This window comes from Casimicrobium huifangae (genome assembly GCF_009746125.1).
GTDB lineage: Bacteria > Pseudomonadota > Gammaproteobacteria > Burkholderiales > Casimicrobiaceae > Casimicrobium > Casimicrobium huifangae.
On record NZ_CP041352.1, the window covers coordinates 2,791,114 to 2,805,669 of the forward strand.

A 14,556-nucleotide genomic window follows, 5' to 3' on the forward strand; every position below is an offset into this window, starting at 1 on the left:
GACTAATTACTTGCATCCGCCAGCACGGAATCGATCTGCGTGCGCAACTTTGCGATGTCGTCCTGGTACTTGAGCAGCACTCCCAGGGTATCGGCGATATTCTGCGGCGACAGCTCCAGCACATCCAGCGCCGTCAATGCCCGCGTCCAGTCGATTGTCTCGGCAACCCCGGGCAACTTGAACAGTTCTTCGCGGCGCAGGCGCTGGATGAACTTCACAATCTGCAACGACAACCGCTCGTTGACGCCAGGCAGCTTGCGACGCACGATAGCCAGCTCTCGCTCAAGCGTGGGATAGTCCACCCAGTAATACAGGCAGCGGCGCTTGATGGCATCGTGAATCTCGCGCGTACGGTTCGAAGTAATCACCACGATGGGCGGTGTGGTCGCCCGCACTGTACCGAGTTCAGGGATAGTCAACTGGAAGTCCGACAGCACCTCAAGCAGATAAGCCTCGAAAGGCTCGTCGGCGCGATCCAGCTCGTCGATCAGAAGCACCGGGGACGCCGCAGTCATGCTCTCCAGCGCGCGCAACAACGGGCGCTTGATCAGGTACTGCGGCCCGTAGATGGTGGCTTCCACCTCCTCCGGCAACGCGCCTTCGCGGGCACGCACCGCGAACAACTGACGCTGCACATTCCACTCGTAGGCGGCTTGCGATACGTCGAGCCCCTCATAGCATTGCAGGCGGATCAGCTCGCGCCCGAGCGCGCCTGAGAGCGCCTTTGCCACTTCCGTCTTGCCAACGCCCGCATCACCCTCAAGAAACAGCGGGCGCTGCATCTTAAGCGCCAGAAAAACGGTTGTAGCAAGTTCGCGGTCGGCGATGTAGTCGGCCGATGACAGCAGCGCCTGGGTGGCGTCGATTGATTCAGGAATGGTCTGCATAAAAAGGCCCCGGTGGAGAGTGAGCTTACACGCGGGGCAGTGGGAGATGGTTGCGGCACCGGCACCAGCCGGCGCCGATGATCAACTGCTGCTAGCCAGCAGCGGCGACCGCGCGAGACGCCAGTACCGGAATCAAATGAGCGCGGTACTCTGCACTTGCGTGCAGATCGCTGTTCAGGTTGTCGGCGCTTACCTTGACTGCCTTCGCAGCAGCGGCCGACCAGTTACCGTTGAGCGCCTGCTCGATAGCGGTTGCCCGAAATACCGAGCCTGCCGCCCCCGTCACGGCGACGCGCGCGCCACCAGGAGTTTTCGCGACAAACACGCCCACCAGGGCAAAGCGCGAGGCTGGATTCTTGAACTTCACATAGGCTGCCTTCTGCGGCACTGGAAAGCTCACGCTGGTCACGATTTCGTCTTCTGCCAGAGCCGTTTCATAAAAGCCGCGGAAAAAGTCATCGGCCGCGATCTCGCGCTTGTTGGTACGCACGGTCGCGCCCAGACCAACGACTGCGGCCGGATAGCATGCCGCCGGGTCGGCGTTGGCAATGGAGCCGCCGAGCGTGCCCATGTTGCGCACCTGGCGGTCGCCAATGCCACCTGCCAGCGCCGCCAGCGCCGGAATGAGGCGCTTGACGTCGGCGTTGGCAGCCACATCGGCGTGGCGTGTCATGGCGCCGATCACGACGCTGTTGCCCTCCACCTTCACGCCAGCGAGCTCGGGCAGCGCTGCCAGGTTGACCAGATCAGTTGCACTGTTGAGGCCCAGTTTCATCGCCGCCAGCAGGCTTTGGCCGCCCGCCAGAAAGCGTGCGTCCCCGGAGCCGCTGCGCAATTGCGCTGCGTTGGCCAGCGAAGTCGGTTGATGCAGTTGAATAGCTTGCATGGGTTTATCCTTTTCGTGGTTCGCAGCAGGGATCAGGCGTTGGCCTGGATGGCGCGCCAGACGCGTTCCGGCGTAGCGGGCATCGCGATGTCGCGGGCGCCCACGGCGTGCGTGATGGCGTTCATGAGCGCGGCCGGTGAGCCGATGGCGCCAGCCTCACCACAACCTTTTACGCCAAGCGGATTGTGCGTACACGGCGTCACATGCGTGTCCACCGTGAAATTCGGCAGATCGTCGGCACGCGGCATTGCGTAGTCCATGTAGGTCGCCGTCAGCAGCTGCCCGCTCTCATTGTCGTAAACGCAACCTTCCAGCAGCGCCTGACCGATACCCTGGGCGAGACCGCCGTGCACCTGACCTTCGACGATCATGGGATTGATGATGTTGCCGAAGTCATCGACGGCGGTGAACTTGACGATCTCGGTCTTGCCGGTATCCGGGTCAATCTCCACCTCGCAAATGTGGGTGCCGGCCGGGTAGGTGAAGTTGGTCGGGTCGTAGAACGCGTTTTCGTTCAGTCCCGGTTCCAGCTTGTCGAGCGGATAGTTGTGCGGCACGTAGGCACTCAGCGCGACGTTGGCAAACGGTACGTTCTTGTCGGTACCTGCCACCTTGAACACGCCATCCTTGAATTCGATGTCAGTGTCGGCAGCCTCCAGCAGATGAGCGGCGATCTTCTTGCCCTTGGCGATGACCTTGTCGACCGCCTTCACGATGGCCGTACCGCCGACCGCGAGAGAGCGGCTGCCGTAAGTTCCCATGCCGAACAGTACCTTGCCGGTATCACCGTGCTGGATGTCAACGTCATCCATCGGTATGCCCAGCTTGTCGGCCACCACCTGCGCAAAGGTCGTCTCGTGACCCTGGCCATGCGAATGCGATCCGGTGAACACCGTCACCTTGCCGGTGGGATGGACACGCACCTCGCCCGCTTCGAACAGGCCAGCGCGGGCGCCCAGCGCGCCGGCGACGTTGGACGGCGCAAGTCCGCAGGCCTCGATGTAACTGGAGAAGCCAATGCCGCGCAGTTTGCCGCGCGCCTTTGCTTCGGCCTGACGCGCCGGGAAGCCGGCGTAATCTGCGAGTTTGATCGCCTTTTCCAGACAGGCGTGATAGTCGCCAATATCGTATGTCAGGCCCACCGGCGTAGCGTACGGGAAGGTGGTGATGAAGTTGCGGCGGCGAATCTCGGCCGGGTCGAGTCCCATGTCACGCGCCGCCGTCTCGACGATGCGCTCGACAACATAGGTGGCCTCCGGCCGCCCGGCGCCGCGGTAGGCATCCACCGGCGCTGTGTTGGTAAACACCGCCGTGACCTCGCAGTAGACCGCTGGCGTGGTGTACTGACCCGCAAGCAGCGTGGCATAAAGGATCGTCGGCACGCAGGATGCAAAGGTGGAAAGGTAGGCCCCGACGTTCGCTGTGGTGATGACCTTCATGCCGGTGAACTTGCCGTTGGCGTCCATCGCCATCTGCACGCGCGTCACATGGTCGCGACCATGCGCATCGGAGAGGAAGGATTCCATCCGGTCTGCCGTCCACTTGATCGGGCGACCGACACGTTTGGAGGCCCAGACCAGCACCGTTTCCTCGGCGTAAAGGAAGATCTTCGAGCCAAATCCACCGCCGACGTCCGGCGCTACCACCCGCATCTTGTGCTCGGGAATACCGAGCACAAAGGCGCACATCAGCAGGCGTTCGACGTGCGGGTTCTGGTTGGCGACGTAGAGCGTGTAGCTGTCGCTCGACTTGTCGTAGGCAGCATTTGCTGCGCGCGGCTCGATGGCGTTGGGAATCAAGCGGTTGTTGACGATATCCAGCGTGGACACCTTGTGGGCTGACGCGATGGCCTTGTCCACCGCGGCGCCGTCGCCATGCCCCCACACGTAGCAGACATTGTCGGCAGCGGCATCGTGCACCGAGGCCTTTGCCTTGGAAGCAGTGGCAGTATTGACCACCGCCGGCAGTACGCCATAGTCCACTTCCACCGCCTCGGCGGCAGCTCTCGCCTGCTCCAGGGTCTCGGCCACCACGATGGCGACCTGATCACCGACGTAACGGGCCTTGTCGACGGCGAGGATGTGATGCGGCGGCTCTTTCATCGGCGAGCCGTCCTTGTTGTTGATCAGCCAGCCGCAGGGCAGGCCGCCAATACCGGTGGCCGCGATGTCCTTGCCGGTGAAGATCGCCAACACGCCGGGCATCGCTGCCGCCGCCTTGCTGTCGATGCTGTTGATGGTGGCATGCGCATGTGGCGAGCGCACAAAGGCCGCATAGCTCTGATGCGGCAGCGTGATGTCGTCGGTGTATTGCCCGTTGCCGGTGAGAAAGCGGTGATCTTCCTTGCGGGTAACGCGGGCGCCGATGCCGTCTGCTTTCATGGCTGTGCTCCTTTTCTACGCGGCCAGACCGGCTTTGACGGCCTTGACGATGTTCTGATAGCCGGTGCAGCGGCAAATGTTGCCGTCGAGCGCCTCGCGAATCTGCTCGTCGGTGGCGTTGGGCATCTTGCCCTTCAGCTCACAGGCACTCATCACCATGCCGGGCGTACAGAAACCGCACTGCAGGCCGTGATGCTCCTTGAACGCGGCCTGCATCGGATGCATGTCGCCATTGGCTGCCGCCAGACCTTCGATGGTGGTGACATCAGCGCCAGCCGCCTGGGCCGCGAGCATGTTGCAGGACTTCACGGCGCGGCCGTTGACGTGGACAGTACAGGCACCACACTGGGCAGTATTGCAGCCGACATGGGTACCGGTCAGCCGCAGGTGTTCGCGGATGAACTCGACCAGCGTGGTGGACGCGGCGACATCGGCAGTTACCGACTTGCCATTCACCTTCATGTTGACGTTAACGGTCATGGTGCACTCCTCACTTTTTCGAAAGTCAACTCGATGCGGCCTTGCAATGCTACGGTCGCTAATTTCTTGCGCCGCAACAATGAAGCGGCGTTTTTGGTAGCGGACAAGGCGCAAACTTCATACCAGTAGCGATGAACTCACCGCCTGAATCCGCGCGCGCTCGCCGCCACGCCGGCCGGTGCAACGCGAGAGCGACGAGCGCCACAATTCCATTGGCGATGCGCTACGCGCTGGCACATCCCGGCGGCAAAAGCGTGTCAATTTGCAACACTTTGCACACTCTGCGAACGTTCCGGTATCAGTTAGACTCTTCACATCCATCCATTGCTGGCGTTGCGCTTGCGCAATGTTCCGTATCCCGTTGCCGTTCACTGGTTGACCGCAACGCAAAGCTGACATTGACAGCAATGGGTTGCCCGCGCTCTGGAGGGATCGCGGGCTGGCACACAAGCAGTACCCGGCACGCATGGAGGAGCTATGTTCGCGCCGCAATCACCGCTGTCACCCGCATCGCCCGGCGCCATTGGCACCTATCATGCAGATTCGCATGCGATGGTGATCGAAACCTCATGGGACCGCAGCCGCCGTGCCGGCCTGCGCACGCACGAGTCGCAGGATTTCCACGCGCTCGCCACCACTGATTTGCGTCTGCTGCGCGAGCAGAACACCGAGCTGATGCGTCACGCCGCACCGGTGATGGAGACGCTGCACCAGCAGATCATCGATACCGACAGCATGGTGGTGCTGACCGACGCCAAGGGCGTGGTGCTGCATTCGATTGGTGACGACAGTTTCGAGCAGCAGGCGGCCAAGGTGGCGCTGCGGCCCGGAGTCAACTGGGGTGAGGCGCAGAAGGGCACCAACGCCATCGGTACTTCCATCCACGAGCGGGCGCCGGTGGTCGTGCACGCCAATGAACATTTCCTGACCGCCAATCACGGCCTTACCTGCTCGGCCGCGCCGATCTTCGCGCCGGCTGGCGATCTGCTCGGCGTGCTCGACGTGACTGGCGACTATCGTGGCTTCCACAAGCACACGATGGGTCTGGTGCGCATGAGCGCGCAGATGATCGAGAACACGCTGTTCCGCCGCACCTACTTCGGTCAGCTCATCGTCGCCTTCCACGCGCGCGCCGAGTTCATCGGCACCTTGATGGAGGGTCTGCTCGCCATCGCGCCGGATGGCCGTATCCTTGCCGCCAACCGCAGCGCCTGCCTGCAGACCGAGCTCTCGCTCTCGTCAATCCGCACCCACACCGCGCTGTCGCTGCTGCGGCGTGCCCCGTCCGAATTGTTCGAGCTGGCGTACCTGGCGATCAACAAACCGCTGCAATGCGTGCTGCCGAGCGGTGTGCGCATCTTTGCCGTGCCTGCCACCACTTCCACGCGGACCTACGCGGCCGCAGCGCGGGAAGAAACTTCCGCAGCGCCGCCTGAACGGGCCACGCGCGCCGACGCGCCAGTCGCCCCGACCGCCACGAAACCAGCGGCCGTCAGGCCGGATGCGCCGACACAGACGTTGCCACAGGCCAACTTCGATGATCTCGACTCCGGTGACGCCCAGGTCGCCAGTGTCATCGCCCGCCTGCGTCGGGTTGCGGCGACCGATGTCAGCATCCTGCTCGAAGCAGAAACCGGTGCCGGCAAGGAGTGGTTCTCGCTCGCCATTCATCGTGCCTCAGCGCGGCGGGACGGCCCGTTCGTCGCCATCAACTGTGCGGCCGTGCCGGAAGGGCTGATCGAATCCGAGCTATTCGGCTACGAAGACGGCGCGTTCACCGGCGCCCGCCGTAAGGGGCATCAGGGCAAGCTGTTGCAAGCCCACGGCGGCACCCTTTTCCTCGATGAGATTGGCGACATGCCGCTTGCCATGCAGGCGCGGCTGCTGCGTGTGCTGCAGGAGCGTGTCGTCACGCCACTCGGCAGCGGCAAGGCGATTCCGGTCGATGTCCGACTGGTGTGCGCCACCCACAAGCGGCTGCGCGATCTGATCAAGGTCGGCGGCTTCCGCGACGATCTGTACTACCGGCTGAACGGTTTGACCGTGCGGCTGCCGGCGCTGCGGGAGCGCAGCGATCTGCGCGAAATAGTCTCCCGCCTGTTACACGCCCAGGGTGGTCCGCAATGGCGACTGGCGCCGGATGTGTGGGCGCTGGTGATGCAGCATCAGTGGCCCGGCAATCTGCGCCAGCTCTCCAATGTGCTGGCCACCGCGATGGCGATCGCCGCGCCCGTCACGGTCATCGGCCGTGAGCATCTGCCAGACGACTTCCTCGACGATGTCGCGGAGTTGAATTCGGGCAGCGGCAGCGCGGCCAATATCGCCCCACCAATCAACGCGAGCCGCACGGTTAGCGCCAATGCTGCCGCGTCGCTCGACGATCTCGCGCTGGACGCCATGCAGCGTGCGCTCGCCCGCCATCATGGCAACCTTTCCGCTGCAGCGCGTGAGCTTGGCGTCAGCCGCAATACGCTCTACCGCAAGCTGCCGAAAGACCTGCTACGGCCAGCCTCCCCCTGAGACCGACGGCGCCGGGGCGAGGCAGAGAGCCGGGCCTCAGCGCGGGCGGTGAAACGACAGCTGCACCTCGCCGAGCTTGATGCCGAACTTGCTCATGGTGGCGTGATTCAGCATCACGCGGTCGTCGATCAGATACATCCAGTCGTCAAACTGCACTTCGTACTCCTTGCCATCAACTGGCAGGCGCAGGGTGTACTGCCAGCGAAAGGCATTGCCACGCGCGCTGCCATCGGCCACGCCGACCACATCGTCGGCGCGTCCGCTATAGCGACCATCGCCCAAGTGCTTCAATCGCCAGACGCGGCGCTGTCGCTCGCCGTCGCTGTACACGAACTGTTCGTCGAGCACCCCATCGTCGCCATCCCAGCGGCAGTCCATTGCCACCACGAAGCGGCGTTTGACCAGACCATTGCGGTCGCGGAACACGCCGTGCGCCTCGATCTTGCCGTTGAAATATTCGCGCAGATCGAGCACCGGCTTTTCGGCCGCATAGTCGGCGATCTGCGGCGACGCGCAGCCTGCCAATGCCAGCAGCGAAGCGGCGGCAGTGCCAAGCAGCAATTGGCGACGGGTGGGAACGGTATTCATGGTGAAGAAACCTCATTCGCAAGCGTTGAACGATGATTGGGTGAGCCCGCGGGTGGCTCGAGTTCGCGACCAAGCGCCAGCAGCAGACCAAGGGAAACCAGTTTCACCACGCAGGGCAGCACGCCGTAAACCAGCGCCAGCGCCTGGACGGCTGACGCTTCGCGCCCACCAGGTGTGTAGCCAAGCTGCGCGACCAGCGGCAGCGCCACGCCTGCAGCAAGCGCGAGATTGAATTTGCTGGCGAACGTCCACCAGCCAAACCATGCCCCCTCGCCGCCATAACCGCCGCCGCTCCGTTGCAGCACCCCGGCCAGCAGCGCAGCCGGCGCGATCAGTTCGGCCCCCAACGCGATGCCACTGCCGATGCAGACGGCGAGGAACAGCCACTCATGGCCGGTGCTGAGCCACGCCGCGCCGGCGAAGCTGGCCGTTGCCAGGGCCATGCTGCCCGCCCAGCAGCGCACCAATCCATAGCGACCGGCGAGACGCGTCCACAACGGCATCGACAGCGCCGCAGCGGCGAAGTAGGCAAACAGAAACGCCGGCTCCCACGCACTCGCCAGCAGGCGGTCGCGGATGTAGAAGATGACCAGATTCGCGGGCACGGCGGCGGCGAACCCACTGATCACGTACACCAGCATCAGCTGGCGAAAGGCTGGCAGCCGCCACGGCGACTGTGTGCCGCGGGCAGACGTAGACGCAACCGCAGCCAGTTGCGTCGCCGGCAGCGTTGAGGCAGCAGATGCAGGCGTGCGCACGCCGCGCAACATGACCAGTGCAATCACCGCCAGCGCGGCAAGCAGTGCGCTCAAGCCCGGCCAACCCATCACTGCGGGCAGCACCGTGGCCGACACCACGCCGACCAGTGCAAACGCTTCGCGCCCGGCCACGATACGAGCGCGCTGCGCTGCATCGCCACCCCAGCGCGCGCCCCACGCTTGATGCACGATCTGCGCAGCGCTGTAGCCAAGGTAGGTCAAGGCCAACGCTGCAGCGGCCCAAGCAATGGTCAGGTCAGTTTCGCCCCGAACAAACGACGGCGGGCTGGAGAACAAAAGTGCAAAGCCTGCCACCACCAGTGACGTTGCGAAGGCGGCGACCAGCCAGGCGCGCTGCGCCGCAAACACCCGGTCCATGACACGGCCGAGCCACGGGTCCACCACAGCATCAAGCGCGCGCACCGCCAGCAGCAGGCCACCGATCATGCCCAGTGGCAACGCCCACGTGCTCGCCGCCACATTTGCCCACTGCACATGCAGGGGCAGGGCAACGAACGCCAGAGGCAGCCCGAGCGCGCCGTAGCGGACGATGCTTCCGGTCGCGACAGTCACGGCGCCTTGCGCCCCAGCAACGCCTGTCGCAACGCCGGTTCGGACGTACTGTTGCCCAGCCAGATGCCGAAGAAGCGTTCACCAAACGCGCGATCACGCAAGGCTTTGCCCGCTTTGCCGTTGATGACAAATTCGGACGTCTCGTCCGCCGGGTTCCACAACCCGGTGATGCGGTCGCCCGCACCCACATCGGGGAAGGCTTCGCGCATGAAGGCCAGCCAGCGCTCCGACTGTATGGCCGGGATCGGACCGGCGCGTTCCATCTCGCGCAGCGAGCGCTCCGCTATCAGCGATCCGTACAGCGATCGGGCATAACGCAGTTCCAGCGCCAGCGGATGCGCCGCGTAGTTGCCGCTGTCGATGGCGTTCTCCACCCACAGCAGCGCGTCGTAGATGTGCAACCCAAGAAAGCGCAAGGTACCGCGTCCCGACAGTCGCGCTGCGGGGCGACGCCGGCGCACTTCATCTGGCGGTTGCTCGCCGCCACCCGGTGTGGCTTGCGCGGTCTGCGCAGTCGAGCCTTGCGGGAGCACCAGCATGGCAACTGGCAATGCAGCCACCCGAACCATGCAGTCGCGGCGGCCTCGGACGGGGTTACTTCTGCCTTTGTTCATCTTTTCAGCCACGCTCAAAGTGCGCTGATGAAAACCGGCGCCGCAGCCAGCGCACTGGTGCTCCAACCAGCGGCAGATGAGCCCAGACTGTTTCGGTCGGGTCCCAATAGTCGACATGGTCAATCACACGGCCACTGTCATCAAATGCGAGCGCTGTGCTGCCGGGCACCAGATACGATTTGCCACTCAGCCCGAAGCGGAACTCCCAGCGCAGCATCGCATCGCGATTACCGGCCAGCGCATTGCCGATCACGAAAGTCGGCTGCTCAAGTGTGGCGAACATGTGGCGGAAGATGCGGTCAATTTCGGCGCGGCCGACGACATCGTTGAATGGGTCCTTGAAGTGCGCCTGCTCGGCGTAGCAAGCCAGCAGCTCGCGCAGTGTGTCCACCCGCAGCGCGTTGTAGCGCTCGACGAGCGGTGGCAGCCCTATCGACGCCGGTGTGGTGGCCTCGCTCATCGTGCCGGCCTCGCTGCCATCAGCCCCCGCACAATCGCCAGCCGGACGCGGTCCGGCAGGTGGCGCAGCAGATACAGCCAGCCAGTGAAGCGCTTCGGGAAGTGGATGCTGAAGCGCCCCGCCGCCAGCCCGCGCATGATGGCCTGCGCGGCCTGTTCCGGTGTCTGGATCGCCGGCATCGGGAACTCGTTCTTTGCCGTCAGCGGCGTCTGCACAAAGCCTGGGTTGACCAGATACACGTCCACACCGTCGCCGCGCAGATCGCTGTGCAGCAGCTCTGCCAGATTGATCAGCGCCGCCTTGGTCGGGCCGTACACCGTCGCATTGGGCAGCCCCATCAGCCCGGCCACGCTCGCCACCAGCACCAGCGCGCCGGTGCCGCCCGCACGCAGATCGGGAATCACCCGCTCCAGCCCGTGATACACGCTACGCAGGTTAACGTCGACGATTTGCGACATCTGCCGATCATCAATCTCCCAGGCGCGCATCGGCGCGTAGGCGCCCGCACAGAACACCACAACGTCAACGCCGCCCCAGGCAACATTCAGCTTGCCATGCGCGCCGGCCCACTGCCCTTGCTGCGTTGCGTCGAAGGGCAGCACAAGAGCTCTCCCGTTCGAGCCCGCGCTGGCACCGTCCGCCACGCGCTGCAGCGCTTCGACGTTGCGCGCGGAGAGCGCTACCGATGCGCCGCGCGCCATGAGCTGCGCGGCCAGCGCCGCGCCAATGCCACTGGAGGCACCGATCAGCCACACCCGCTGGCCTTGCCAGTCGGCACGACGGCGGTTGGGCGACCGCCACCACGGCCAGCGCGTGGACTGCGCCGTTTGCACCGCGCCCGCGACTGGCGTCGCCGGCGGCGATTCCGCCACAAATTGCCGGTTCATGATCAGCCCGCCTTGCGCAGATGAAAGTGCATCACGTCGGTGCGTCCGCTGTCGAAGCCGGCCTCGCAGTAGGCCAGATACAGGCGCCAGATGCGGATGAAGGCCTCGTCAAAACCCAGCGCCCGCACGCTGCCCAATTGCTGCTCGAACGCATCACGCCAGCGACGCAACGTCTCGGCGTAATCCTTGCCAAACGCGAACGATTCCAGCGTACCAAGCCCCGCCTTGTCGGCCTCGCTGCGAAAGCGCGTCGGCGACGGCAGCATGCCACCGGGGAAGATGAACTGCTGGATGAAGTCAGTACCACGACGGTAGTGCTCAAACTGCGCGTCGTCGATGGTGATGCTCTGGATCAGCGCCTGTCCGCCCGGCGCCAGCCGTGCTGCCACGGTGTCGAAATAGCCAGCCCAATACTGCTCACCCACGGCCTCGAACATTTCAATCGACACCACAGCGTCATAGGTGCCAGTGAGATCGCGGTAGTCGCGAAACTCCAGCTTCGCCAATTGATCGAGCCCGGCGCGGCGCAAGCGATCCTGCGCAAACTCAAGCTGCGCCTGCGACACCGTGATGCCGTGCACCTGAATGCCGCGAGCGGCGGCATATTCCGCAAAGCCGCCCCAGCCGCAACCAATCTCCAGCACGCGCTGGCCGGGCTTAAGGCCCAGCGTGTCGACGATGCGGCGGTATTTGTTGGTCTGCGCCGTCGCCAGCGGCTGCGCGTAGTCACCGACAAACAGCGCGGAGGAGTAGGTCCACGTGCTGTCGAGCCACAGTCGATAGAACTCGTTGCCGAGGTCGTAGTGCGCATGGATGTTGCGCTTGCTGCCAGCCTTCGAATTGCGGTTGAGCAAATGACGAATGCGATGCACGAGGCCAGCGATGCCGCTGGAATGCACCAACTTCGCCACCGCCTGTTCGTTATCAATCGCCAGCCGCAGCAGCGCAGTGAGATCGGCGGAATCGACCCAGCCTTCGCGCAGCGCCTCGGCGAAGCCAATGTCGCCGCCGCTCAGGATCTTGCCGCAGGCGCGCCAGTCGGCAATCGCCAGATGCGCGGCAACCGTGCCATCAACGCCCGCCTGTCCGAACGACAGGTGACGCCCGTCCGGCGTGTGCACCACCAGATGACCATGCCGCAAGTGCTCAAGCGCCCGCAGGAATGCCCGTGCCGCGAAGGGGATGCGCTGATTGTGGCGTGCATGTGCAATGCCGTGAGTGCCGCTATTCAGGCTTTCGGTGGTCGACATGGTCAGGCTCTTCCTTCTTTCGTCTCAACAATGGTGTTGCCGGTCCGCAGCGGTCCGGCGTAATCAGGTTTGTGGAACCAGGGCACGCGCTTCAGCCAGAGCTTGAGCGCCTGCCAGTGAATGCGCGCCACGACGCCGAACGTCATCAGCGGAAAGCGCCACAGTTGCGTGCGCAGTACCGCGCCATCCAACGCCACGGCATGGCCCGCGATCCGGGTAGCGATCAGCAGTTGTTCGCCGTCGTAGTAGTCCACGTCCACGCGACGCGCCGTGCGCCCTGCGGTGACGCGGAAGCGGTAGCGCCCGCGCACCTCGCAGAACGGCGACACATGCATTGCCTTGCGGCAGGTGAGCGCGGTATCGGTGCCGATGGCGCCACGGTCGTCGGCCGTGACCACATAAAAGTGGTGCTCTCCGAAAGTGTTGTTGACCTCGGCGATCAGCACACGCAGCGCGTCGTTCTCGTCACGACAGAACCAGAAACTCACCGGGTTGAACACGAAGCCGAACAGCCGTGGAAAGGTTTGCAGTTCAATACGTGAAGCGCCGGGTAACAGTTTCACGCCCGCCGCATCCACCTGCTCGCGCGCCCACGCTCCGAGGTCGCTGCCATCGCGGGCGCCGTAGTCGCGCGTTTGCAGCGTGAACGGGCGCAGGCACTGCCAGCGCGTTTGCGGATCAATGCGCAGCCAGCCGTTTGTCGCATCAGGCAGCTCCTGCAGGCGCTCCACATCCAGCCGCAGGCAGAACAACGGGTAGCTGAAGCGATGCCGCGCCGGGCGCGTGCGTTCGTGCACCACCGTCGCCGCGATCAGCTCGCCGGCGGGCCGCAGCGTTTCGCGCGGCGCCCCTATCATGGCCGTGCCCATCCCGGCAAATCGCCAAACTGCTGCGCCACGCGCAACGCCGAGAGCAGGCCATCTTCATGAAAGCCGTAGCGCGTCCAAGCGCCCGCCAGCCACACATGCCCTCGCCCCTGCACGCCGGGCAGCGCGTCCTGCGCGCGGATCGCCGCCGCATCAAAGATCGGGTGCTCATACACAAAGTGCTGGATGCGCTTGTCCGGCAACGGCAACACCCGCGGATTCAACGTCACCACCAGCGGCGTGGTGAACGGCAAGCGCTGCAAACGATTGAGCAGATAGCTCACGCAAACGCCGCCCTGCGCGTTGCCACCCGCCGCGCCGGCACCATCCTGATCAATGTAGTTCCACGCCGACCACACTTTGCGTCGCTTTGGCAGCAGCGCGGTGTCGGTATGCAAAAACGCATCGTTCGCCTGATAGCGGAAGGCCGCGAGCGTTTGCAGTAATTGATCGCCTTCGGTCATCGCGCTGCCATGCGCCGTACCAGCCTTCAGCAGTGCCAGAGATTCCGGCGCGTGCGCAGCCAGCACCACATCGTCAAAGTGCTCCATCTGCCCGCCGGCAACGATGTCCACGCCCGCCTCACGCGAAATCACCGCCTCCACCGCGGCGCCGTGCCGGCAATCCGGCACGGCGGCCAGGATGCGCTGCACGTAGCTGCGCGAACCATTCAGCACCGACCGCCACACCGGCCGGTTATTCACCTGCAGCAGGCAATGGTTCTGGCAAAAGCGCAAAAAGGTGGCCGCGGGATAATCGAGGATTTCGTCTGCCCGCGTCGACCAGATCGACGCCGCCATCGGCACCAGATACAAGTCCCGCAGCGGCTGCCCGTAGCCATGCGCATCGAGCAATTGGCCCAGCGTGCGCTCCGGCGTCTGCGCGCATTCAGCCAGATGCGCGTCGGCATTCCGGTTGAAGCGCAGCAGGTCGCGGATCATGCCGATGAAGCGCGGCGAGAACAGATTGCCCGGCTGCGCGAACACCGTGCCGAGATTGGTGCCGGCCCACTCCAGCCGCCCGCGGTCAGCGCTGACGCCAAAGGTCATCTCGGTCTCGTAGCTCTCCACGCCGAGCTCGCCGAACAGGCCAATCAGGTTCGGGTAGGTCTTGCCGTTGAAGACCAGAAAGCCGGTGTCCACCGGAGCGATGGCGCCATCGAGCGTCACGTCCACCGTGTTGGCATGCCCGCCAAAGCGCCCGTCACGCTCGTACAGCGTCACCCGGTGGCCCTGGCGTTGCAGCAGCCAGGCGGCGCCCAGCCCGGCCACCCCGGCGCCAACCACGGCAATGTGGCGGGAATGCCCGCTCGATGCGGGTTTGGCAGAGAAATTGTTGGTGTCTTGGGCCACAGGCAATAGAATAGTTACTAATCGGTAGCGTCGCTACTATACAGTAACTATTTT

At 64.3% G+C, this 14,556-nt stretch carries 13 protein-coding genes; 1 reads left to right on the top strand and 12 read right to left on the bottom strand.

Going from position 1 to position 14,556, the window contains the following annotated elements; all coding sequences use genetic code 11:
* Positions 1 to 2: 2 nt before the first annotated feature.
* From FKL89_RS12600 to FKL89_RS12615, 4 genes are all read right to left on the bottom strand, one after another.
* Positions 3 to 887 (bottom strand): AAA family ATPase, encoded by an 885-nt coding sequence (locus FKL89_RS12600; RefSeq protein WP_156863125.1) that lies wholly within the window; start codon positions 885 to 887, stop codon positions 3 to 5.
* A gap of 91 nt (positions 888 to 978) precedes the next feature.
* On the bottom strand, positions 979 to 1,773 hold the full coding sequence (locus FKL89_RS12605) for an FAD binding domain-containing protein (protein ID WP_156863127.1): 795 nt from the start codon (positions 1,771 to 1,773) through the stop codon (positions 979 to 981).
* Positions 1,774 to 1,805: 32 nt separating this feature from the next.
* Positions 1,806 to 4,154 carry a xanthine dehydrogenase family protein molybdopterin-binding subunit gene (locus FKL89_RS12610; protein WP_156863128.1) on the bottom strand — a complete coding sequence of 783 codons (2,349 nt, stop codon included), beginning with the start codon at positions 4,152 to 4,154 and terminating at the stop codon, positions 1,806 to 1,808.
* Between the two features lie 15 nt (positions 4,155 to 4,169).
* A complete protein-coding gene (locus FKL89_RS12615) occupies positions 4,170 to 4,634 on the bottom strand; it encodes a (2Fe-2S)-binding protein (protein WP_156863130.1) in 465 nt (154 codons plus the stop codon).
* A gap of 477 nt (positions 4,635 to 5,111) precedes the next feature.
* Here FKL89_RS12615 and FKL89_RS12620 point away from each other — a divergent pair, with 477 nt between their 5' ends.
* On the top strand, positions 5,112 to 7,154 hold the full coding sequence (locus FKL89_RS12620) for a sigma-54-dependent Fis family transcriptional regulator (RefSeq protein WP_156863132.1): 2,043 nt from the start codon (positions 5,112 to 5,114) through the stop codon (positions 7,152 to 7,154).
* Between the two features lie 36 nt (positions 7,155 to 7,190).
* On the opposite strand, the gene FKL89_RS12625 is transcribed toward FKL89_RS12620, so the two are convergent.
* Genes FKL89_RS12625 through FKL89_RS12660 form a run of 8 tightly spaced genes read right to left on the bottom strand, consistent with a single transcriptional unit; the run spans position 7,191 to position 14,502 of the window.
* Positions 7,191 to 7,742 (bottom strand): DUF3833 domain-containing protein, encoded by a 552-nt coding sequence (locus FKL89_RS12625; protein ID WP_156863134.1) that lies wholly within the window; start codon positions 7,740 to 7,742, stop codon positions 7,191 to 7,193.
* Positions 7,739 to 9,073, bottom strand: a complete 1,335-nt coding sequence (locus FKL89_RS12630) for an MFS transporter (protein ID WP_156863136.1) — start codon at positions 9,071 to 9,073, stop codon at positions 7,739 to 7,741. The genes FKL89_RS12625 and FKL89_RS12630 overlap by 4 nt, the downstream gene beginning before the upstream one ends.
* On the bottom strand, positions 9,070 to 9,687 hold the full coding sequence (locus tag FKL89_RS12635) for a chalcone isomerase family protein (protein ID WP_238363349.1): 618 nt from the start codon (positions 9,685 to 9,687) through the stop codon (positions 9,070 to 9,072). The genes FKL89_RS12630 and FKL89_RS12635 overlap by 4 nt, the downstream gene beginning before the upstream one ends.
* 4 nt (positions 9,688 to 9,691) lie before the next feature.
* Entirely contained in the window at positions 9,692 to 10,147 is a 456-nt protein-coding gene (locus FKL89_RS12640; protein ID WP_156863139.1) for a nuclear transport factor 2 family protein, read from the bottom strand.
* Positions 10,144 to 11,034 (bottom strand): SDR family NAD(P)-dependent oxidoreductase, encoded by an 891-nt coding sequence (locus FKL89_RS12645; RefSeq protein WP_156863141.1) that lies wholly within the window; start codon positions 11,032 to 11,034, stop codon positions 10,144 to 10,146. Before FKL89_RS12645 ends, FKL89_RS12640 begins: the two co-directional genes overlap by 4 nt.
* A 2-nt stretch (positions 11,035 to 11,036) precedes the next feature.
* A complete protein-coding gene (locus tag FKL89_RS12650; RefSeq protein ID WP_156863143.1) occupies positions 11,037 to 12,284 on the bottom strand; it encodes an SAM-dependent methyltransferase in 1,248 nt (415 codons plus the stop codon).
* 2 nt (positions 12,285 to 12,286) lie between these two features.
* Entirely contained in the window at positions 12,287 to 13,153 is an 867-nt protein-coding gene (locus FKL89_RS12655) for a DUF1365 domain-containing protein (RefSeq protein WP_238363350.1), read from the bottom strand.
* Positions 13,138 to 14,502, bottom strand: coding sequence for an NAD(P)/FAD-dependent oxidoreductase (locus FKL89_RS12660; protein ID WP_238363351.1), 1,365 nt, complete (start codon positions 14,500 to 14,502; stop codon positions 13,138 to 13,140). Before FKL89_RS12660 ends, FKL89_RS12655 begins: the two co-directional genes overlap by 16 nt.
* Positions 14,503 to 14,556 lie beyond the last annotated feature (54 nt).